The 20,529-nt window shown below is 67.6% G+C and carries 16 protein-coding genes and 1 pseudogene; 4 read left to right on the top strand and 13 right to left on the bottom strand.

What is annotated here, in order from left to right:
• Positions 1–2 precede the first annotated feature (2 nt).
• The 5 genes from NQZ70_RS01615 to NQZ70_RS01595 all read right to left on the bottom strand — a co-directional run bounded on the left by NQZ70_RS01615 (position 3) and on the right by NQZ70_RS01595 (position 6,253).
• On the bottom strand, positions 3–389 hold the full coding sequence (locus NQZ70_RS01615) for a VOC family protein (RefSeq protein ID WP_129572647.1): 387 nt from the start codon (positions 387–389) through the stop codon (positions 3–5).
• A 113-nt stretch (positions 390–502) separates the two neighbouring features.
• Entirely contained in the window at positions 503–1,111 is a 609-nt protein-coding gene (locus NQZ70_RS01610; protein ID WP_129572646.1) for a GyrI-like domain-containing protein, read from the bottom strand.
• A gap of 435 nt (positions 1,112–1,546) precedes the next feature.
• Positions 1,547–3,067, bottom strand: a complete 1,521-nt coding sequence (locus tag NQZ70_RS01605) for an L-fucose/L-arabinose isomerase family protein (RefSeq protein WP_129572644.1) — start codon at positions 3,065–3,067, stop codon at positions 1,547–1,549.
• 290 nt (positions 3,068–3,357) lie between these two features.
• Positions 3,358–4,689 carry a xylose isomerase gene (gene xylA / locus NQZ70_RS01600; RefSeq protein ID WP_129572643.1) on the bottom strand — a complete coding sequence of 444 codons (1,332 nt, stop codon included), beginning with the start codon at positions 4,687–4,689 and terminating at the stop codon, positions 3,358–3,360.
• Positions 4,690–5,023: 334 nt separating this feature from the next.
• Positions 5,024–6,253 (bottom strand): styrene monooxygenase/indole monooxygenase family protein, encoded by a 1,230-nt coding sequence (locus NQZ70_RS01595; protein ID WP_129572642.1) that lies wholly within the window; start codon positions 6,251–6,253, stop codon positions 5,024–5,026.
• 463 nt (positions 6,254–6,716) lie between these two features.
• On the opposite strand from NQZ70_RS01595, the gene NQZ70_RS01590 reads away from it, so the two are divergent.
• Complete coding sequence (locus NQZ70_RS01590; protein WP_129572641.1) at positions 6,717–7,376, top strand: glutathione S-transferase family protein; 660 nt, start codon at positions 6,717–6,719, stop codon at positions 7,374–7,376.
• A 162-nt stretch (positions 7,377–7,538) separates the two neighbouring features.
• On the opposite strand, the gene NQZ70_RS01585 is transcribed toward NQZ70_RS01590, so the two are convergent.
• A complete protein-coding gene (locus tag NQZ70_RS01585) occupies positions 7,539–7,934 on the bottom strand; it encodes a GFA family protein (RefSeq protein ID WP_129572640.1) in 396 nt (131 codons plus the stop codon).
• A gap of 27 nt (positions 7,935–7,961) precedes the next feature.
• Positions 7,962–8,049: pseudogene (locus NQZ70_RS53230) on the bottom strand (VOC family protein); the annotation flags it as partial.
• 1,289 nt (positions 8,050–9,338) lie between these two features.
• Here NQZ70_RS53230 and NQZ70_RS01575 point away from each other — a divergent pair.
• Genes NQZ70_RS01575 through pabB form a run of 3 tightly spaced genes read left to right on the top strand, consistent with a single transcriptional unit; the run spans position 9,339 to position 16,420 of the window.
• Positions 9,339–13,505 (top strand): non-ribosomal peptide synthetase, encoded by a 4,167-nt coding sequence (locus NQZ70_RS01575; RefSeq protein WP_129572639.1) that lies wholly within the window; start codon positions 9,339–9,341, stop codon positions 13,503–13,505.
• A gap of 57 nt (positions 13,506–13,562) precedes the next feature.
• Complete coding sequence (locus tag NQZ70_RS01570) at positions 13,563–14,153, top strand: aminodeoxychorismate/anthranilate synthase component II (protein ID WP_129572638.1); 591 nt, start codon at positions 13,563–13,565, stop codon at positions 14,151–14,153.
• The gene (gene pabB, locus NQZ70_RS01565) at positions 14,150–16,420 is read left to right on the top strand and encodes an aminodeoxychorismate synthase component I (RefSeq protein WP_129572637.1); all 2,271 of its coding nucleotides are present in this window, start codon (positions 14,150–14,152) and stop codon (positions 16,418–16,420) included. Before NQZ70_RS01570 ends, pabB begins: the two co-directional genes overlap by 4 nt.
• Before the next feature lie 69 nt (positions 16,421–16,489).
• On the opposite strand, the gene NQZ70_RS01560 is transcribed toward pabB, so the two are convergent.
• From NQZ70_RS01560 to NQZ70_RS01535, 6 genes are all read right to left on the bottom strand, one after another.
• Complete coding sequence (locus tag NQZ70_RS01560) at positions 16,490–16,981, bottom strand: hypothetical protein (RefSeq protein ID WP_129572636.1); 492 nt, start codon at positions 16,979–16,981, stop codon at positions 16,490–16,492.
• Positions 16,982–17,614: 633 nt separating this feature from the next.
• Complete coding sequence (locus NQZ70_RS01555; protein ID WP_129572635.1) at positions 17,615–18,088, bottom strand: hypothetical protein; 474 nt, start codon at positions 18,086–18,088, stop codon at positions 17,615–17,617.
• A gap of 162 nt (positions 18,089–18,250) precedes the next feature.
• Positions 18,251–18,589 (bottom strand): membrane protein insertion efficiency factor YidD, encoded by a 339-nt coding sequence (gene yidD / locus NQZ70_RS01550; RefSeq protein WP_165373746.1) that lies wholly within the window; start codon positions 18,587–18,589, stop codon positions 18,251–18,253.
• Positions 18,565–18,837, bottom strand: coding sequence for a heavy metal-binding domain-containing protein (locus NQZ70_RS01545; protein WP_129572633.1), 273 nt, complete (start codon positions 18,835–18,837; stop codon positions 18,565–18,567). The genes yidD and NQZ70_RS01545 overlap by 25 nt, the downstream gene beginning before the upstream one ends.
• Before the next feature lie 135 nt (positions 18,838–18,972).
• Positions 18,973–19,392 (bottom strand): type II toxin-antitoxin system VapC family toxin, encoded by a 420-nt coding sequence (locus NQZ70_RS01540; RefSeq protein WP_324293072.1) that lies wholly within the window; start codon positions 19,390–19,392, stop codon positions 18,973–18,975.
• A gap of 9 nt (positions 19,393–19,401) precedes the next feature.
• Positions 19,402–20,361 carry a protein phosphatase 2C domain-containing protein gene (locus NQZ70_RS01535; protein WP_165373745.1) on the bottom strand — a complete coding sequence of 320 codons (960 nt, stop codon included), beginning with the start codon at positions 20,359–20,361 and terminating at the stop codon, positions 19,402–19,404.
• Positions 20,362–20,529 lie beyond the last annotated feature (168 nt).

Genomic DNA, 20,529 nt, shown 5'->3' with positions numbered 1-20,529 from the left:
GGTCATTGGCCGGCAGGCGGCTGCCAAAGCTCTACCTTGTTTCCTTCTGGATCGATGATCCAGGCAAACTTCCCGTACTCGGAATCGTCGATCTTCTCGAGGACGTTGCAGCCTTCTTCGCGCAAGACCTTGACGAGGGCGTGGAGGTCCTCGACCCGATAATTGATCATGAACGTTGAAGCGCTGGGCGCAAATTGGTCGCCTTGCGCCGGAGCGATGGACCAGACGGTCGTTCCGGCGACCGGCTTACCTTCACCGTCGGTCCAGGTAAAAGCCGTGCCACCCCATGCTTGGACATCGATCCCGAGGTGCCGCTTGTACCAAGCCTGTAGCGCCGGAGCGTCTTTGGCTTTGAAGAAGATGCCGCCGATGCCAGTGACTCGCTTCATAAAAACTCCAAGGACGGGTGATGGTGGGGGGGGGGAGATTGTGTTTTCTGCGATCTGCCGCCTGAGCCGAGCCGGGCCGCGGAGCGGCGTCGTCGCCGACGATCTGTCAGCTATCACTCCATGGGTTGGCGGATGATGGTTTTCCACTTGGCCGGGTCGGCGCGACGTATGTCGCTCAGATACACCTCGTGGTGCTTTCCCGCGAGCGCCGAGCGCGCATCGATGAAATCATGCACTCGCTGGATGGTCGGTCCTTCTTCCGTGAAGGGACCAACGTGAAGTATCTGAGCACATGTCCCTTCGGTGAAGCTCTCCAGCCTGAGCGCGTCCACCGCGGGGAGCGCCTTCTTTCGCCTCACCTCCGCCATGGCCGCGTGAATCACCGCCTCGTCCGCGAAGTGAGGCTGCATGATCATCATCGTCCATTTCCACCTTGACCTATCGTTGGAGGTGAAGACGGACATGTCATCCGACCACCAGAGGCCTTCGAGAGGCATGACCGCATAGTCAATCCCTCGCGTCCCCTTCTTCACCATGAACTTCGCCGTGTAGGAGACGGAGAACAGCGCTTCCACTGCCTCGACATACGCCTGCGACGTGTTGGGGTCGCCCTCGCCGTCGATCATGAGGTACCGGAATGTCGGCACTTCGACCTGGACCACCTCCTTCGCAGATGCCTGGTAGAGATGTTTGAGCTCCTTCTTGAGATCGACTTTCGACACGAATGCACCTGATGATGTGCTAGCGGTCAGCCGCTCGGCGGCAAGCGAAGCCCGTGCGCCGCAGCGGCGCGTTGGGCAGCAGCTCCGCCGACGGACGCAGCGCTGCGGCCAGGACATTGTCGACGTCGCTCATGACGCAGGGAGCTTACCGCAAGTTCGGCCGGGTCACGAGCCGGGCCCGCCTCGGCGCCGGTCCTGGGCGAGGGGCCGTGGCTCGCGGCGGCCAGGGCGGCGACGGCGGCGAGCCCCAGCGAGGCGGACGAGGCGGCCGGGGCGCACCGGGCGGCGCGCTCTCGAGGAGGAAGGCGGCGTGGGGCTGCTGCAGCAGGTGGACCTCAACGTGTAACCCACCCCACCGTCGGCACGAGGGCTCAGCCTTCGATCGCTCGACGGGGCACCCGTGCTCGCTGGGCGACGCGCGCCGCCTTCGAGTCGCTAGAGCTCTTCCACCGTGCTGTGCTCGTAGTACTCGATCAATTCGCGACCTGTCTGGCTCAGGCCTGCCTGGGCGTTGATGTACGGCAGGGCGTCTCGCACGGCCTTCATCGTGGTGGCGATCGCCCGGCCCTCACCCACGACGAGGGCCGTGTGGTGCTCCACCGCCCGCTTGGGGTCCGTGACGTGGCGGAAGAGCTCCTGGATACGCGGAATGTGGACGCGCCCGCGCGTGCCAAAGGTCTTGATGCGCTCCTCCGTCACGCGCCCCACGCCACCATACATGAAGATGCTGCCCTCCCGCGCGTTGGTGCACGGACGCAAGAAAGCGCACGTCCCGGGCTTGAGATCGCCGTCGACCGCGCCCCAGCTGTTGTCCTTGCCGACCTCCTTGGCCAGGATCTGATGCTCCGTGATCTTGGCCCCGGGGTGCATGACGCTCTTGGCCCAGACGCCGCAATGAAAGAGGTCGACCTCTTCTCGGTCGTCATCGAACATGTTGTTCCAGTCCCCCAGGACCGGAACCAGGCCGGACGCGCATTGCAGCATGTACATGCCCATCCAGCCCGCGATGTCCGTCTCACACGCGGCGGGCAAGAGCTTGTCCGAGAGCATGCTCATGCACGTGCACGGCATGACCCCGACCGTCCCGCCGATCTGATACTTCTGCATCTCCGTCCAGCAGCGCACGGCGATGCCGTCCAGGTCGTTGTCGCGAATGAAGCGGTCAAAAACCACGCCCATGCGCGCGATGGCGTCCAGCGAAGGCGGCGGGACGTCGACCGCGCCAAAGTGGGCGCGGATCTCTTCGCGCTTGTCGGAGAGCTGCGCCGCATCGACCTGACGCATCTGCCGATCCAGGGCGATCAGCTCCAGCCCCACCGTGCTCAACCCCATGTGCCCCAAGAGCTCCGTGGAGACGTGGGTGACCGTTTGAAAGGCGTCCGGCCCCGACCCCACCAGCCCCAGGCGAACGCCGCGGCCGCGACGCCGAAACTTGGAAGCCAGGACACACGTGGCATAGAACGCCTGCAAATCCCGCGCGAAGTCGGCAGAGCGCACCGACTCGCAGTGCTTCGTCGTCAAGGTGTAGGGGTAGCCGATGTGGCGCAGGGCGTTGGCCGCGGAAAAACGCCCACAAGCGCCGTCACGACGGCCCCGCTCCCCCATCCTCCCCTGGCCGCGCACGTCCGGCTCCGTGTGGATCAAGACCGGGATGTTCAGATCCGCGAGGCGCAGGAAGTCCCGAATGCCGTTCTCATCCGAGAAATTGTACATGGAGCAGATCACGCCGATGGCGCCAGCGCCGTCGACGCCCTGCCGATGCTCCTGAGCCATCCCCGCAGCGCGCTTGGCGTCCGCGTAGGACTCCACATTCCCTAGATCTACGTATTTGACGTGCTCTCCGAGCAGCGCCTCCACGACCGCGGCCGTGGCCCGCGCGCCCTCCACCGCGAACTCCGTGGGGAAGAACCCCCGGTTGCCCATGAACCCCAGAATGACCGGCTTGCGCGTCTCCATCACACACCTCTCGCCAAGTCCGATGCGGTCCGTGGACCGCCTTTGATTTGTCCAACTCCCCTGTACCTGCCGCCACCCGCGACGATGGACGAGCGCCCCCGTCTGGCCCTCGGGCCGAGCGCACGTCCGCGGCGGATAGGACAAGCGACCGCGTTCCGCGACGTCAAGATTTTCGGAGCCGACCTAACGGCAGGATGAAGCTCGCCGCCATGTTCATTCTTTTACAGAGCGGCGGCGAGGGTGGGGCGAGCTGGAACGCGCCGGGGAGGCCGTTCGCTCGCCCGATCGATTTATCGGATCCACCGATTGACGATGTTTTCGTACAGCTCCTGCTGACCGCTGGTGAGCTTGACCTCACCGCCGGCGTTGCCGATCTCGGCCAGCTGCTCCAGCGTGAGCTTCCCGTGCTCGAACTCCGCGCCCTTGCCGTTGTCGAACGACGCGTAACGAGCCTTGCGCATCGACTCGAGCGGCGACTTGCGGATCAGGTCGTCGGCGATGATGAGCGCGCGGGCGAACACGTCCATGCCGCCGATGTGGCCGTGGAAGGTGTCGATCAGATCCGTCGAGTTACGACGGCGCTTGGCGTCGAAGTTGACGCCGCCACCCTGGAACCCGCCGCTGCGGAGCAGGATGAGCATCATCTCCACCGTCTCGTTGATGTTGTAGGGGAACTGATCGGTGTCCCACGCGTTCTGGTAGTCGCCGCGGTTCGCGTCGATGCTGCCGAGCATGCCGGCGTCCGCGGCCACCTGCATCTCGTGCTCCATGGTGTGGCCGGCGAGCGTCGCGTGGTTCGTCTCCAGGTTGAGCTTGAAGTCCTTGTCCAGGCCGTGCTGGCGCAGGAACCCGATCACGGTCTCGGCGTCGAAGTCGTACTGGTGCTTGGAGGGCTCCATGGGCTTGGGCTCGATGAAGAAGGTCCCCTTGAAGCCCCGGGCGCGCGCGTAGTCGCGAGCCATGGTCAAGAAGCGAGCGAAGTGCTCCTTCTCGCGCCTCATGTCCGTGTTCAGGAGGCTCATGTAACCTTCGCGGCCGCCCCAGAACACGTAGTTCTCGCCGTTCAGCGCGATCGTGGCGTCGAGGGCGTCCTTCAGCTGGGCGCCGGCGTAGGCCACCACGGAGAAGTCCGGGTTCGTGGAGGCGCCGTTCATGTAGCGCGGGTTGGAGAACAGGTTCGCCGTGCCCCACAGCAGCTTGACGCCCGACTGCGACTGCTTCTGCTTGGCGTACTCGACGATGCCCTGAAGGCGGCGCGACGTCTCGGCGCGGCTGTCGCCCTCTTCCACCAGGTCGATGTCGTGGAAACAGTAGTGCGTCGCGCCCAGCTTGGTGATGAACTCGAAGCTCGCGTCCATCTTCATGCGAGCGCGGGTCAGCGGGTCCTTGCCCTCGTCCCAGGGGAAGTTGATCGTCCCCGGACCGAACGGGTCGTGCCCACGACCGCAGAACGTGTGCCAGTAACACACAGCGAACTTGAAGTGATCCTTCATCGCCTTGCCGGCGACGACGCGGTTGGCATCGTACCACTTGAAGGCGAGGGGGTTGTCGGACTCAGGCCCCTCGTAGGGGATCTTGCCAACACCGGGGAAATACTCTTTGTTTCCAATCACAACGGTCATGGACGGCTCTCCTGCTCGTGGCTTGCGTGCGCCTTCGTCAGGCCCGGACCAGACGCACCACGGGGTCGACGGATCATCACGGCGGCCTTCCACCGGCCTGCATCACGTGGTCCGAGAGTAAGTTAGCACTATTTACTAAGTCCGTCCAGCCCTTTGATCAGCGCACCGTCGAGCGCTTCGTTGCGCGCCGCGCAAGCCGCCGCGTCGACGCGCGCGTCCGCGGACGCGCGCGTCCGCGCGCGCGCGGACGGAGGCGGACACGACAGGGCCGGCGAGGTGCTCTTCCCCGGCACGGAGCGCGGCGTGCCGGGGTGGAGCGCCGGGGTCCTCCGCGTCAGGCGTGGCTCGCGATGAAGCGGGCCGTCGTCTCGGGCGACGAGAGGATCGCCCACTGGCGATCCGGGTAAGAGAAGTTCGTGGCGAACGCGTCGGCCAGCGGCTGGCTGCGCGAGGCCGCGGCGAGGAGCGCCAGCGCGTGGTCCGGCGGCGGCAGGAGGAAGGCGTTCGTCCAGTCCGTGGCCGGCCGGAGCGCCTCCCAGAGGCGGTCCTCCAGGTCCGCGCAGAACGCCTCATCGAACGCGGCGCCGGCGGCGGCCTGCCCCGCGATCCGCTCGGCGGCGAGCCACGCCGCCAGCGTGGCCATGTTCGCGCCCTGGCCCGTGATCGGATCGTGGGTGATGTGGAGATCGCCCAGCGCGAGCGCGAACCTGCCGCCGCCGAGGGGCGCGTACGCGCGCCGCACGAGCGGCGTCACGGCGCCGGTCAGATAGTCGCGCGGGCTGGCCACGCCGAAGCTCGCCCGATCGACGCGCTCGGCCGTGAGCGGCGCGTGCGCGAGCACCGCGTCGAGCAGCGCCGCATCGAACCGCGCCGGATCGTCCTCGTAGCGCATCCGCGTGATCGGCTCGAGCGCGCCGCCGGGGATCGCCTCGATCAGCAGCGATGGCGCGACCCCGCCGAGCGTGAGGTACTGGTTCTCGAAGATCTCGCCGTGCCCCGGGGAGAGCTGGAACATGAACTCGAGCCGCTCGGGCATGCGGAGCCCGCGGACGATGCCCGCGAAGAGCCGCCGCTGGGGCCCGGCGTGCGGGCTGCGCTCGGGGACCCTCGGGAAGAGGTCCGAGAGGCCCTCGCGGCCCGTGGCGGCGACCACGAGGTCGTGCCCCGCGGCGAGGTCGCGGATGCCGGCCGCGTCGAGCGAGGCCTTCACCACGCGGCCGCCGCGCGCGGCGAAGTCCTCGAGCAGCCGGGGCAGATAGACGCGCATGTCGATGAAGAGCGCGTGATCCGGGAGGTGGCCGACGAAGCCGAGCGGCGGATCGGCCGCCACGCGCAACCGGACGATGCGGGTGGCGTGCTCGGCCCCCTCCCAGTGCGCGACGCCGAGCGCCCGCTGGCGCGCCCGGGTCGGCGGGGAGAGCGCGACGGTGCTGGGCAGGCGCCCCGCCCGGATCTCGTCCGGCGTGCGCTCTTCGTAGAGGTGCACGTCGAGGCCCTCCTTCTGGAGGTGCAGCGCGAGGTGCAGGCCGGCCATGCCGGCGCCGACGATTGCAATGGTGGGCATCCTTGTCCTCCTCGTCCTTCTCACCCGTGGGGTGCGAGCTTCACGGCGAGGTCCGCCGGGCTCTCGGCGCCCCCGACCGCGGCGACGTCGCGGGAGCGGATCGCGGCGGCGAAGGCGCCGCGCGCGGCGGCCCTATTTCCAGAGGACCACACCGCTGCGCGGAATGCGCGTGTCGATCTCGAGGGATGCCCTGAATTCCTCCTCGGCGGCCTCGATCGGCCGGCTATTGTGGAGGAGCACAGTAGAGCGGCCCACCGTCGTCGGGAGGGGGATGTGTGGAATCGACGCCGAGGAGCAGCGGTCGCTCATGCGTCGACCTGGATCGCCCATGCCTCGACCCGGGTCGGCTCGCTGGACCGCTTCGGGTTGGGTCAACCGGTCTGGCGCTGGCGCTCGCGCCGCCGTCCGCAGCATGGCACGCTCCGGCGCGGGCCGGTGGATCGGCCACCGATCGGAGAACGACATGATCACGCTCTACGGCTTCGGAAAAATTTTCCCCGAGGGGATCGGCGAGACGAAAGACCTCCGGGCGCAGTGGGCGCTCGAGGAGACCGGGCTGCCGTATCGAGTCCACGCGCTCGACCACACCGCCGGCGAGCTCGACAGCGACGCCTACGGCCGCATCAGCCCCTTCCGCCAGGCGCCGGTCATCGACGACGACGGCTTCGTGGTGGCCGAATCTGCCGCGGTGGTGCTCTACCTGGCGGAGAAGTCCGGCAAGCTGATCCCGGGTGACGTCCAGGGCCGCACCCGCGTCGTCCAGTGGTGCTTCGCCGCGGTCAGCACCGTCGAGCCGACCCTGGTGTGCCTCGACGTGATCGGGATATTCGACAGCGGCAAGGCCGCACCCAAGCTCCACGCGGAGGTGCCCAAGCTCGCCCGCCGCTGGCTCGGCGACGTCGAGCGCCGCCTCGAGGACCGCGAGTGGATCGCCTGCGCCGATTTCACGGCGGCCGACATCATGATGGCCGGCGTCCTGCGCAGCATCCGCAAGACCGACCTGATGGATCCCTTCCCGAGGCTCAAGGCCTACTACGAGCGCTGTCAGGCCCGCCCGGCGTGGCAGCGCACCCTTGGCCTCTACGCCGAGCGGCTCGGCGTGAGCGTCGACGACATCCGCTAGGACACCGAACGGGTTGAAACCCCGAGAAAATGAACCACAGAGGCGCAGAGGGCACAGAGTGAAGAGAATTAAAGATTCCTATTTCTTCTCTCCCCTCTGTGCCCTCTGTGGCTCTGTGGTTCGAATCTCTTCATTCTCGGGCGTTTCAAGCGGATCGGTGCTCTAGCGCATGTGCTCGATGTCTTGCGGCATGACCACCCAGCCATGCATTCGCTCTTCATAGACCGAGAACGTTGGACCGGGGAAGGCCGGGTCCGCGAAGGCTCCCACCGGGATGGCGATCATGTCCTCGTGCCCGGCCATCGTGTAATAGACGGTGGCGCCACATTCAGGACAGAACGTGAAGGTGCTCTTCGTCCCTTCGTCTCCGATTCGGACGAAGTCCTTCCCGTGACCCTTCATCTTCACGTCCTCGCGCCTGAACCTGGCCTGGGCGCCAAAAACACTTCCGGTTCTGCGTTGGCAGGCCAGGCAGTGACAGACGGACACGCGGATCGGCTCGCCTTCGACTTCGGCCGACAACTTGCCGCAACTGCAGCTCGCGAGGCGATTTCTCATCATGGTGCTCGGGTGGATTGCGTCGCCTGACGACGCCGAGCGGCTCGAGCGCCTTCAGGAAGAACGCCTTGCTCGCCGCATAGTCGCTGACTCCGAATACGACGTGATCGAACATGAGGTTTCCTGAAGCGCGTGGGCCTGCGCGAGGCGGGCACCCGTATCCGGACGATTCGGACATGGCTCGGCTACAAGGATGTGCGGAGCACGATGTCCTACACCCACATTGTCGACCGCGGCGCTCTCGGCGTGATCAGCCCTCTCGACCGCTGACCGCGGCTTCCGCGTGGAGCGCCTCGAACGCCGATCCCGCCCCTCGTGCCGCCCTCACGCATCGTCGAGAGATAGCGTATCCGAAGGGTGCCCCGCCTTGTCAAGGAGACCGGCCCAGGACCGTGCGGGCCGCGGCGGACGGGCACGACGGCGAGCCGACCCCGACGCCGGACCGCAGCAACGACCGACGGCGAGGAGGCGGGGACGTGGCCGACGTGGGCTGCACGGACGGCGACCAAGGGATCTACGGTGCGCGAGGCGCCGTCGGCGACCACGGCCAGGGCATCGGGTGCATCAGCGAGGCCGGCTGGGAAGCGGACTGGGCCGCCGACGGCGACCGGGGCACGCCGCGCCACGGCGGCCGCGGAGACGGCGGCCGCAGGGGCGGGCCCGGCGTGTGCGGCGCGGCGTCCAAGGGGGGCGCCGGGAGAGGCTCGGGCGGGACCGGCGGCTGCGGTGGCGAGGCGGCAAGGGAACGAGAACGGCTCCCCGAGCATCGCCCTCGCCGCGCTGCACGCCAAGGTGACCGTGTGCGACTGAGGGCAAGGCCTGTTCTACTGACCGGGTGACTAGGATCAGATTGCCATTTCCATCTCTATCAGAAACTTCCACGAAACAATACGTTCGTTTGGACGTCGACAGCGCCTCCGAGTCCGGAGCCACCGTCTGCACCGATGCCTTCCGCACCTCAGCGCGCCGCGCCATTTTCTCGAGACGGTAAGCTGCTTCCCTCTGGAATTCATGTTCCCGCTGTTTCAAATCCGTTGACACGCTCCGCCGTCATCACTACGTCCACGCTACCACCATGAGCCTGGTCTCGTGTGCGCGAATACACCAAACTCTTCCGACCAAAGCCAGATCGTGGTAAGGTCCTTGTGCTCACTTGCGGGGATGAACGATGCGGTGCACGCCCGAACGCGCATGATCGACCGTTCTTGGTGCACTTGAGAAGGAGCTGCGGCGATTGACCGGCCTCGGCGACCTGCCGAGCTGTGAGTGCCCCTCCGAGCGACCGCGTGCTGGAAGAGGCGGTCCCAAGTCAGGGTTTAGCTTTGCGCAGATGTCGCCCAGTCATCACCAAGGGTTTGCGAATCGCCGTTGCATTTGAACATTCCACTCCCTGGAGGAACCGGTATGGCTGTCGATGAGGGTTCGTATGTTCACGTCACGAGTCGTTCGGGGCTCGTGCACGACGAGGGAGGCATCGTTCGCCAGGAGGCGGCGAGCTCGCAACCCGTCGTGACGTCACCCTCGGCCATGGCAGCGTCACCAGCGGCGGCGGCGGATGAACTGCAGGTGCCGCCGGCGCCGGGCGACGAGGGCAGCCCGCTGTCCTTGTTTCAAGAGCGACTGTGGATCCACCACCAGCGCAGTCCAGAGAACACGAGCTACAATCTGCCCCTCCTGCTGCTCGTCCGAGGCGACCTCGATGTCTCGGCGTTAGAGCAGAGCTTGAGCGAAATCGTCGCCCGTCACGAGAGCTTGCGCACCTACTACGGGCAGACGGGAGAGGGAGAGCCCGTGCAGTTCGTCGCGCCGCCGGAGCGCGTGCGCCTGCCGGTCATCGCCGTCGACCGCGCTCGGATGCTGGAGCACCTCGAGCGACATCTCGAACATCGCTTCGACCTCCTCCGGGGTCCGATCTTCATCGTGAGCCTGCTGCGCTTGTCGGGGGACCTGCACCTGCTCCTGTTCAACGTGCACCACATCGCGGCGGATGCCTGGTCGCTGAAAGCCATCTTTCTGGGGGAGCTTCAGAGCGCTTACGCCGCGTTCTGCCGCGCGGAGCGGCCGGCTTTGCCGCCGCTGACCGTGCAGTACAAGGACTACGCGCGCTTGCAGCGGGCCTCGGACATGTCCGCTCGCCTCGACTACTGGCGTCGAACGCTCGAGGGCTACGAGGACAGCCTCGAGCTCCCCACGACGCATACGCGGCAGGCGAAATCCGGCACGAGGAGCGGGAGCTTCGTGCATCGCTATTCGAGCGAGTTCGCGCAAAACCTCGATCGCCTGTCTCGCCGGCACGGCTGCACGCTCTTCATGTCGTTGCTCGCGGCGCTCGGCGTCACGCTCAGCCGGTATACGAACAGGGACGACCTCTGCATCGGCACCACGACGTCCAACCGAACGGATGTCGAGCTCGAGCCCTTGATCGGGTTCTTCATCAATATCTTGCCGCTCCGGCTACACATAGACGAACAGAGCAGCGTCGGCGCGCTGCTCAAGGCGGTGCGCGCGCAGGTGCTGACCGCGTTCGAGCACGCCGTGCCCTTCGAGCGGATCCTGCAGGCGACCGACGTCGCGCGTCGCGGCAGCGCAAACCCGCTGGTGCCCATCGTCATGAGGCATCAAAATTTCCCTGAGACCTCGCTGGACGCTCCGCTGCCGGGTGACGTGAAGTTCCACGCTTACCCCGATCCCGACGAGGGCGACGACGCAGTTCGGAAGCTGCTCGCGAGAGAGCACGTCCCTGCGCGATGCGAGATCGAGCTGTCGTACTCGGGGGGGGCGGACGAGCTCGCGGTGGAGGTGGTGTACGCCTCCGATCTGTACGACCGCGAGGCCATCGAGCGCTTGCTCGCTCAGCATCAGCGGGTGCTGGAAGGCATGTTCAGCGACGCGGGTCGGCGCGTGATCGAGCTGCCTCTGCTGCGCGACTCCGACGTTCAGAAGCTGCTCGAGCAGTACAACCGAGCGCCGGCGACCCCAGCTCCGGCCTGGTCCTTCGTCCAGCGCTTCGACGCGCAGGTCGAGCGCTCGCCGGGCGCGGTGGCGTGCTGGGACGAGCGGGGCGCCTGGAGCTACCTCGAGGTCGCGCGGCACGCGAACCAGGTGGCGCACGCGCTCGCGGCGCGAGGCGTCGCGCGGGGGGATCTGGTCGCCGTGTGTCTGGATCGCAGCGGCGAGCTGCTCGCGACCCTGCTCGGTATCTGGAAGGCGGGGGCGGCGTACGTGCCGATCGACCCGGCGTACCCGAAGTCCTACGTCCGGCAAATCCTCGATGACGCGCGCCCGAGCGCCGTCGTTTGCGGCGCCCAGCAAAAGGCCCTGCTCGAGCTCGACGACTCTCGGTGCCTCAGGCTCGAACAGGTCTGGAACGCCGGGTCGAAGTACCCGGATACGCCGCCGGAGCCGCGCGCGGAGCCCGAGGCGCTCGCCTATGTCATGTACACGTCGGGGTCCACGGGCAAGCCCAAGGGCGTCCGGGTGCCCCATCGCCAGCTCGACAACTGGCTGAGCTCCCTCGAAGCTTGGCTGCCGTTCGAGGCAGGTGAGGTCGTCGCCCAGAAGACGACGTTCGTCTTTGCGGTCGCGGTCAAGGAGCTGTTCGCGGGCCTGCTCAACGGGTGCCCGCAGGTGTTCATCGGCAACCACACCGTGCGAGATGCGGCGGCCTTCGTCGCCGCGCTGGCCGAGCACCACGTCAGCCGCCTCAACATCGGGCCCTCGCACCTCGCGAGCGTCATCGAGCAGCTGCAGTCGAGCGGGCGGCGCTTGCCGGCGCTCAAGATATGCATCACCGCCGGCGAGCCGCTCCCGAAGGCCCTGGTGCTCGCTTTCCGCGAGGTGTTCCCGAGCGCGCGCCTGATCAACAACTATGGATGCACCGAGCTCAACGACATCTGCTACTACGATACGTCGAGCTTCGACGGTCAGCGGGATTTCGTCCCGATCGGCACGCCGATCGCCAATACAAAGGTCTACGTGCTCGATCGCCAGGGCAGGCTGGTGCCCGAAGGCGTCCCCGGGGAGCTGCACGTCGCCTCGGTCAGCTTGCCCGAGGGGTACCACGGCCTCGATGCCCTGACCGTCGAGCGCTTCGTGGCCAACCCGTTCGGCGCTGGACCGAGCGATCGCCTCTACAACACGGGCGACGTCGTCAGACACCTGCCGGACGGCACGCTCGACTACATCGGTCGCTGGGACTTTCAGGTCAAGGTGCGGGGCTTTCGCGTCGACGTGCGCCAGGTGGAGAAGGTGCTCGGTGACTTCGAAGGCATCCGGGCCCGGGCGGTCGTGGGCAACGGCGATCGGCTGATCGCGTTCTACACCAGCGCGCCCGGCAGCGCCGTGCAGATCACGGAGCTGCGCGCGTTCCTGCAAGACAGGCTACCGGCGTACATGGTGCCGGACGCGTTCGTCCTGCTCGACGCGATGCCGCAGCTGCCGAACGGCAAGCTGAATCGCCGCGCGCTCCTCGAGGCGCGGGGCGAGCTGCAACAGAGCGACCCGTACGAGCCTCCGGCGAGCCCGACCGAGCGCGCGCTCGCCGGCATCTGGTCCCTCGTCGTGAACGTGCCCGCCGCGCGCATCGGTCGCCGAACGCACTTCTTCGGCATCGGCGGGCACTCGCTCTCTGCCATGCGCGTCCTGGCGAGGATCAAGGACGTATTCGAAGTCGAGCTCGGCGTGTCGGAGCTCTTCGATTCGCCCAAGCTCGACTCGATGGCCGCCGCGATCGACCGCCAGATCGCGCGCCGGCCGCCCGGCGAGCGAAGGGCGCAGCCCTCCTCCACGGCTCGACGAGCGCCGAAGACGCGGGCGGGCTCGGGGCTGCTCCACGACAAGGTGGCGCTGGTCACCGGCGGCAGCCGTGGTATCGGGCTCGCCACCGCGATGCTGCTCGCGGAGCACGGCGCGAGGGTCGCCATCAACTACCGGGACAGCGAAGCGCAGGCTCGGCGCGTCAAGGAGCAGATCGAGGCGGAGGGCGGGACCGCCGAGGTCTTCGGGGCAGACGTGACGCACGCCGGCGACGTGGCAAACCTCGTGAAGGCGGTCCACCAGCGCTTCGAGCGCATCGACGTCCTGGTGGCGAACGCGCATATCAACTTTCGTCATCGCCCCTTCGTCGAGTACGACTTTGCCGATCTCGAGCGGAAGGTCAGCGATGAGCTCAAGGCGGTGTTCTACCCGTGCCAGGCGGTCGTCCCGGAGATGCTCCGGCGCAAGAGCGGCAGCATCGTGGCGGTCTCGAGCAGCCTCTCCAGGCGCAGCAATGAGGGGTTCCTCGCTCAGAGCACGGCCAAGGCCGCGGTCGACGCCTTCGTGCGCGCGCTCGCCGCCGAGCTGGGTCCTTCTGGCGTTCGCGTCAACACGGTCGCGCCCGGGCTCACGTTGACGGACGCGGCCATGCCGATGGCGCCCGCGGTCAAGGAGGCGATCGCCTCCAAGTCCCCGCTGCGCCGCAACGGCTTGCCGGAGGACATGGCGGGCGCCGTGCTCTTCTTGGCGAGCGACCTGTCGCGGTTCATGACCGGCTCGTACCTGCCGGTCGATGGTGGGCTCACGATGTTGTAGCGGCCGCGCCGAGGGGAAAGGCGGCGCCCTCTCTCTAACGAAACACGAGGCTAGAGCATGCCTGCCAAGCTTCTCGTCATCGACAACTACGACTCCTTCACCTTCAACCTCGTGCAGATGTTCCGCAGCTACGACCTGGACATCTCGGTGTTCCGCGCCGACGCGCTCTCGGTAGAAGACGTCGCGCGCCAGCGGCCCGACTACGTCCTCGTGAGCCCTGGCCCCAAGAGCCCGAGCGCCGCCGGGATCTCGACCGAGCTCATCCGTCGCTGCCAGGGCGAGCTCCCCATCCTGGGCGTGTGCCTCGGCATGCAGTGCATGAACGAAGCGTTCGGCGGCAGCACGGTGCACGCGCCCGTGCCGATGCACGGCAAGACGAGCGCCGTACATCACGACGGGACGGGTCTCTTCGAAGGCGTCCCCCGACCGTTCACGGTAGCGCGCTACCATTCGCTCGCCATCACGGACATCAGCGAGGATCTGAGGGTCAACGCCCGGTCCACGGACGGTGTGCCGATGGCGATCCAGCATGTTCGCCATCCGCTTTTCGGCGTCCAGTTCCACCCCGAGAGCTTCCTCACCCAGCACGGGTTCACGCTGGTCGAAAACTTCCTGCGCTCGGGTCCGCTGAAAGGAGCGTTATCATGAGCACAGCTGCGGTCGACGTCAGCCTGCCCTGGCTCCGGAGAGTGACGGCGGTGCATTCCGAGCCCCTCGACCTGGAGGAGCCGTTCGTGGACGTGGTGCGCCGCTTCGCGCATCTGCCCGGCACCGTGGCGCTGATGAGCGGCGGGGAGCTCGACTCCGCCCGTCACCACATCCTCGGCGTTTATCCCTGGCTCTCGCTGAGCGGTCACCGCGCGCGGACCACGCTCGCCGACGGCGACCATCGCGCCGAGCTCGACGAGGACCCATTCACCGCGCTGCGCCGCCTGCTGCAGCACTGCAGCCTGCCGGAGCTGGGAGCGCCGCTGCCGCTGTCCAGCGGGCTTTTCGGCTACTTCGCGTACGATTTGAAGGACTGCCTGGAACAGCTGCCGAGGACGAGCATCGACGATCTCGGGTTGCCGCTGATGCACCTCGTGGCGCCGGCCATCCTCGTGATCCACGACCGGGTCTCGGGAGCGACGACGCTCCTGGCGATGCGCTTGCAAGGGTTGCAAGAGCACGACGCTGCGTTTCGCCAGGACGTGGCGCGCTTCAAGGAGGCGCTCGGCGCGCCGGCGGCGGCGCTCCGCGAGCGGGCGCCGCGAGCGAGCGGCAAATGTGCTTCGATCGTCTCGCGGGAGGAGTACCTCTCGGCGGTCGAGGCGATCCGCAGGTACATCGTCGACGGCGACGTATACCAGGTGAACATGTCCCAGCGCTTTCAGGCGCCGTTCGCCGGGGACCCCTTCGACTGCTTCGCCAGGATGTATGCGGTCAACCCGGCGCCCTTCTTCGCGTACATCAACGCCGGAGACCACCAGATCGTCTCGACCTCTCCCGAGCGGTTCATCGAGCTCAGGAACGGCAGCGTGGAGACGCGACCCATCAAAGGCACACGGCCTCGCGGGGAGACTCCGGCGGAGGATGAGGCCCTGCGGACGGAGCTGCAGGAGAGCGCGAAGGAAGACGCCGAGCTGTCGATGATCGTCGACCTGCTCCGCAACGACATCGGCAAGGTCTGCCGCCCGGGGTCGGTGCGCGTGCTCGAGCACAAGCGCCTCGAGGCCTATCAGAACGTCCATCACCTCGTCTCGATCGTGAAGGGCGAGCTCGATCCCGGCATGGATGCCGTCGATCTGCTCCGCGCGACCTTCCCGGGCGGCTCGATCACGGGTTGCCCGAAGATCCGGGCGATGGAGATCATCGACGAGCTCGAGCCGGTCCGCAGGCACATCTACACGGGCAGCATCGGCTACGTCGGGTTCGACGGTACGATGGATCTATCCATCGCGATTCGGACCGCGACGTTCACGGGCGGCAGGGTCGTGTTCTCCGTCGGTGGTGGCATCGTCTTCGACTCGGATCCAGCGAGCGAGTTCGAAGAGACGCTCCACAAGGGGCGCACGCTGATGAGCGCCCTGGCTCCGACGGGCGGCGACGAGCGGAGCGCGAGCACGGTCTGGCAGGACGGAGCCTTCAAATTCGGCGCGACCGCTTCGGTGCCGCTCGACTGCGAAGGGCTGGCGTATGGCTTCGGCTTCTTCGAGACCTTGCGCGTGCAAGCGGGCCGTCCGATCCTGCTCCAGGCCCATTTGCAACGCTTCGAGCTCGCCTGGCGGGAGTTCTTCCAGTCCGCGCCGCCGGATGTCACCTGGGCCGACGTCATCGCCCAGCTCATCCAGAAGAACGGGCTGTCGAGCGCGGTCGCCGTGGTGAAGCTCGTGGCGGCCGCGGGCAAGCCCGACGGCGCGCGGCCGTCCCCCGTGCTCTTCGCGAGCGCCAGGCCCTATTCGCCGCGCCCCGTCCTGAGCTCGCGGCCTGGGCTGTCCCTCCGGGTGTATCCGCACTGCCGGCACACGCACCTCGCCAGCCACAAGACCCTCAATTACATGTACTACAAGCTGGCCGGGGATTGGGCCAAGCGCCACGGGGGGGACGAAGCGTTGATCCTCAACGCGGATCGCTCCGTGTCGGAGACGAACACCGCGAGCGTGTGCTGCGTGTTCGGCGATACCGCGTGTTTCCCCACGTCGGCGCACGCGTTGCCGGGCACCATGGCGGCCGAGGTCCGGCGGCTCCTGCCGCAGTGGGGCTTCGCCGTCGAGGACCGGCGCCTCACGGTGGAGGATCTGATGGCTGCGGACCACGTGTTCTTGGCGAACTCGTTGATGGGCGCGGTCCCCGCGGTGAGCCTCCACGACGCGAAGCTCGGCTACGACGCGGCGCTCTGCGACAAGATCAACGGAGCCGTGTTCGACAGCGCCTGACGGCTGGTGACACGGGGCGGCCCGGGCACACCGGGCCGGCTCGAGGGCGATCGGGCGGCGGGCGCGCGCTCAGGCCTCGCGCGCCACGCGGATCGCCTCCGCCAGCTCCTCTGGCGTGACCTCCCGGTCCTGCAGCACCGCCGCCGCCCAGGCCGCGACCTCGGCCGGCGTCCGGAAGATGTTCGGCGCGGGCCCCTGCGTCCCGTGGGGCTGCAGCCGCATCATGATGGCGCGGACCGAGGCGGCGATGAACCCCTCGGCCTCGACGAGCGTGGCGATGCCCTTCATGTACCCCCCGGGAGCGCTCGCCGCCCGCTGCATCGCCGCCCGGGTCTCCTCGTCGGGCGGCCCGGTGCGCTGGCGGGGGACCACGATCAGGAACGCTGCCCCTCCCGGCAGGCGCTCCGCCCAGGCCCGGAAGAGCGCCCGGGAACGCTCGACGCCGGCGACGCTCTCCTGCCCGCGCCAGATGAGCAGCATGAGCCGCCGCCAGGTCGCCACCACGTACACGTCCGTCCGCTCCAGCAGCTCGACCTTCACCGACGACGAGGTGGTCACCATCGCACCCGATTGTCCTCCCTGCGGGCGGGCCACCGCAAGGATCCGGCGTGTCAGGTCAGCAGCCGGGCGTCGCAGCCGCGGCGACGCAGCTCCTCTACGCGGGGACGTGGCCGACGTGGGCTGCACGGACGGCGACTGCGGAATTTGCTGCGCGCGAGGCACCGTCGGCGTACCCGGCCAGGGAATCGGGCGCATCGGCGAGGCCGGCTGGGGAGCGGACTGTGCCGGCGACGGCGGCCGGGGGCACGCCGGGCCAGGGCGGCGGCGGAGGCGCCGGCCGCAGGGGCGGGCTCGGCGTGTGCGGCGCGGCGTCCAAGGGGGGCGCCATGATCACGGGCGAGGACGGCGTCGCCGCGGAGATGCGCCGGTTTCCTGAAGAGCTGGATTCGAGCTCGCCCAGCGAACCGCGTCGGTGGAAGCCGGTGGGTCCACAGGCCTGGGTGCAGCGGCGGCCCTGGGGGTGACCGGTCGAGCACCCCGAGCGCCGCCCACCACCGGCATCGGGGCCGCCCCGTCAGCGGGGCGCGCCGGCGGGAGGCGCCGGCACCTCCTCGAACGCGAAGTGTCGCCGATCCCTGGCGACGTCGAGGTCGCCCCCGGCGTCCCGCGCCGCTCCGGCCGTGCAATGCCAGGTCAACGAGCTTCGTCACCTCGCTCCAGGTCCTCCGGCTCGATCGAGGCGCCGACGAGGTCAGCCGACCGGCGGACCTCCGCTTCGGAGACGAATCCCGCGTGATAGAGCCGAACGAGAAACTGCCGGACCGCGTTTCGAACGGCCTCACGTGCGGCGGCGAGATCTTCTGATGGGACACGATGCGGACGGTCCGGGGTCTGCGGACCGAATTCACATGCGCCGCGGCAGACCGGGCAGTATCTCGTGATCTTCGTGTCGTGCTGCCGCACCCACGCGACCTGAGCGTCGCGGAGCTGTCGAAAGCGTTGCTGATACTCGTCAATGGTTCGGACCGCCGCCGCCGCTTCGGCGATCCAGAACGCAAGATTTGCATGATGTCCCGCCAGCTGGTGAACGTGCTGGGTCGCGAACCTGCCGACCTGCTCTGCGATGAGCTCGGCGCGCGCGATGGAGTATGGCTTCGCGGGCGGCATAGGAGGCAGACTGGCTCGAAGTGGGCGGCGTACGTCTCGGTAACGAGACGGTCGATCAGCGGCAGCGCGGAGCGCCGTCCGCTGCAGCGGCTTGTTGGGCAGCGACATGTAGGCGCCAAGCCGCGCCGGCATGCCCGACTTGCATGCTAAGAGCAGATAGCGTCACGTGACGCGCGGCAAGCGCGCGGTGACGTGAGCCGCCAGCTCGTGTTGCGGGAAAGACTTACCGGATTTCGCGATCAGGCTAATGCCGCCATCCGCCTCCAGTCGAATGGAGTATTCGCCGCAGCAATCTTCAAGATGGCGCTTCGTAGCGGCGAGACCGGCGACATAACCCAGTTCACGAAAGAAACCCATGGAACGGGTCGAGCAAGTCGGATTGAACAGACAGTGCCGTCCAGTCCACCTGGACAAGAAAATCTTGTAACCGCGGATCGCAACCACCGCGAGAAGGCCCAGCAGTCGGTCGATGACACTCAGAACGTTACCGCTGTTCCCCATGCGAACACCTCGAATGCCTGCTTCGGTCCGGTACATCCCTGAGCGCTCGCCACCCGATTCTGAAATCCAATGAACAGGACACCGTGGGCACCGATTGCGGTGGCGCTCTCCTCAAGACGTTGGAGAGCGGCGTGATACGCACCTTGCGTGTTGAGCGTCCCGCCGCAACCATCGACCACGCTGGCGAACCCAAACACCATTTTCAATACCTGATATGATTGCGTCACCCCGCCGGAACACATCAACATGCTACCATCTCCTCCCGGAAGCGACGCGATTCGAGTCCATAGCGTCGCTCCTCATTGGATTGAAGGACCGAATATGTGATATCATACTCATGCCTGGCATGTCTAGAGCAAACTCGCGCCGCAGATCGTCATAGGCTAGGCTAGTTCGTGGTGCGAGGTTCGGGTTCTCACGAAACATCTCGATGAACGATCGCCCTGGGCCTGCGCGACCAGGGTCCGGTCCAATGGATCCTTGTGATGCGGGGGAAGTCCGGCGACCTGGAGGGAGTGCCGCTGCTCGATGGGCAGGGAAAGGTGACCGAGGGCGGCCATGCGAGAGGGAATGTATTCGGCGGGCGGGATGGGAAGGGAGAGCTCTCCGAGCGCGTGCTTGATGACGATTTCCCATGCTGTCGCAGCCGAGATGTAGACGTCAGTACCTTCTGCGACGAGCATCTCCACGACGTCGCGCCTGATCCTCTCGGGGTCGGCGACGAGCCAGAGCCAGCAGTGTGTGTCGAGCTGTTGCTCGCTGACGGCCTGCCGCTCTGCCGCGCCGCGAAGCGGCGGCGGCAGAGCGGCCGGTTAGCCGACGTGCTCGCCGAGGACCACCGCGACATCGTCCTGCAGGTTGCCGGACGGAAGGGTCACCGCCTGGATCAGCGCTCCCACCGCCGCCTGCACGTCGCCGGTGCACGCGAGCGCGCTGATCGTCGCGCGCGACGCGTACTTCAGGAGGCCGTCGGTGGCGACCAGGAGGCGCCCCGAGAGCGGCCGGCGTCGGATGCCGGCGGGCCTGCACGCGCCGCTGCCGACCAACGGCTTGCGGCTTTGCGCCGCCGTCAGATCGATCACCCTGTCGGGCTCGACGAGGAGCGCTCCCGAGTCCCCCACGCTGGCGCCCCACAGCTCGCCTCGGCGCATCTGGACGACGACGAGCGTCGTCTCGCCGCACGTGGGCTTCGCTTCCAGCTCGCCGTCGAGCCGACGGAGGCGCTCGCACCAGCCGTCGGCATCGAGCTCCATCTCTGCTCCGAGCGCCACCATCGCGCTCACCGCCGTGCGGGCCGCGGCCGCGCCGCCAGCGAGCCCACCCGCGCCGTCGGCGACGGCCACGGTCCACCGGTCGCCGCGGCAGCAGAGCTCGAGACGGTCCTCGTTCGCGCTACCTGCCACGCGGCGTGACCAGAAGCGCATCCAGCCCGAGGGAGGCTCGATCGGCTCGCACGCGTCACCGCCTTCCGAGCGCGTGATCTCGACGCTGGAGACGATGTTGTCCCGGAAGAGAAGGACCGCGCCGTCGCCCTGGCCGCATCCCGGACAGCCGGCTTCGACGAGCCCGGGGACGGCGACGAGCCCACCCACGTTCTCTCCGTGATCGTCGAGCGGCGCCGGGCGTCCAGGCGGATCGAACCAGCAGATCGGGTCGCCGATCCTGTACTCGTGCTGCCGGCAATAGCCGTACCGAACCTGGATGCGCCATTCCGGGGAATGCCCACAGCCGGGGCAGCGGGCGTGGGCGATGACGACGTCGAACAATCCCATGGCCAGCCGGTCCTCCTGTGCAGCCCGTCGGCCCTCCTGTACAATACAAGCCCTGGCGCTCCTGCGCAGCGCCATCGGCCGTCCTGCGCAGCCCCACCGGCCGTCCTGCGCAGCGCCATCGGCCCTCCTGCGCAGCCCCGGCGCCCTTCTGCGCAGCGCCATCGGCCC

The sequence above is a fragment of the Sorangium sp. So ce836 genome (assembly GCF_028553905.1).
Lineage (GTDB): Bacteria > Myxococcota_A > Polyangia > Polyangiales > Polyangiaceae > Sorangium > Sorangium cellulosum_D.
The sequence above is the reverse complement of the archived record's forward strand: the minus strand, read 5'-3'. Positions and strand labels throughout refer to the sequence as shown.

What these genes read in the sequence shown, in the direction of transcription:
- NQZ70_RS01615 (WP_129572647.1), bottom strand. Translation starts at nt 389, where the DNA reads ATGAAGCGAGTCACTGGCATCGGCGGCATCTTCTTCAAAGCCAAAGAC.
- NQZ70_RS01605 (WP_129572644.1), bottom strand. Translation starts at nt 3,067, where the DNA reads ATGGAGACGCGCAAGCCGGTCATTCTGGGGTTCATGGGCAACCGGGGG.
- xylA (WP_129572643.1), bottom strand. Translation starts at nt 4,689, where the DNA reads ATGACCGTTGTGATTGGAAACAAAGAGTATTTCCCCGGTGTTGGCAAG.
- NQZ70_RS01595 (WP_129572642.1), bottom strand. Translation starts at nt 6,253, where the DNA reads ATGCCCACCATTGCAATCGTCGGCGCCGGCATGGCCGGCCTGCACCTC.
- NQZ70_RS01590 (WP_129572641.1), top strand. Translation starts at nt 6,717, where the DNA reads ATGATCACGCTCTACGGCTTCGGAAAAATTTTCCCCGAGGGGATCGGC.
- NQZ70_RS01585 (WP_129572640.1), bottom strand. Translation starts at nt 7,934, where the DNA reads ATGAGAAATCGCCTCGCGAGCTGCAGTTGCGGCAAGTTGTCGGCCGAA.
- NQZ70_RS01575 (WP_129572639.1), top strand. Translation starts at nt 9,339, where the DNA reads ATGGCTGTCGATGAGGGTTCGTATGTTCACGTCACGAGTCGTTCGGGG.
- NQZ70_RS01570 (WP_129572638.1), top strand. Translation starts at nt 13,563, where the DNA reads ATGCCTGCCAAGCTTCTCGTCATCGACAACTACGACTCCTTCACCTTC.
- pabB (WP_129572637.1), top strand. Translation starts at nt 14,150, where the DNA reads ATGAGCACAGCTGCGGTCGACGTCAGCCTGCCCTGGCTCCGGAGAGTG.
- NQZ70_RS01560 (WP_129572636.1), bottom strand. Translation starts at nt 16,981, where the DNA reads ATGGTGACCACCTCGTCGTCGGTGAAGGTCGAGCTGCTGGAGCGGACG.
- NQZ70_RS01555 (WP_129572635.1), bottom strand. Translation starts at nt 18,088, where the DNA reads ATGCCGCCCGCGAAGCCATACTCCATCGCGCGCGCCGAGCTCATCGCA.
- yidD (WP_165373746.1), bottom strand. Translation starts at nt 18,589, where the DNA reads ATGGGGAACAGCGGTAACGTTCTGAGTGTCATCGACCGACTGCTGGGC.
- NQZ70_RS01545 (WP_129572633.1), bottom strand. Translation starts at nt 18,837, where the DNA reads ATGTTGATGTGTTCCGGCGGGGTGACGCAATCATATCAGGTATTGAAA.
- NQZ70_RS01535 (WP_165373745.1), bottom strand. Translation starts at nt 20,361, where the DNA reads ATGGGATTGTTCGACGTCGTCATCGCCCACGCCCGCTGCCCCGGCTGT.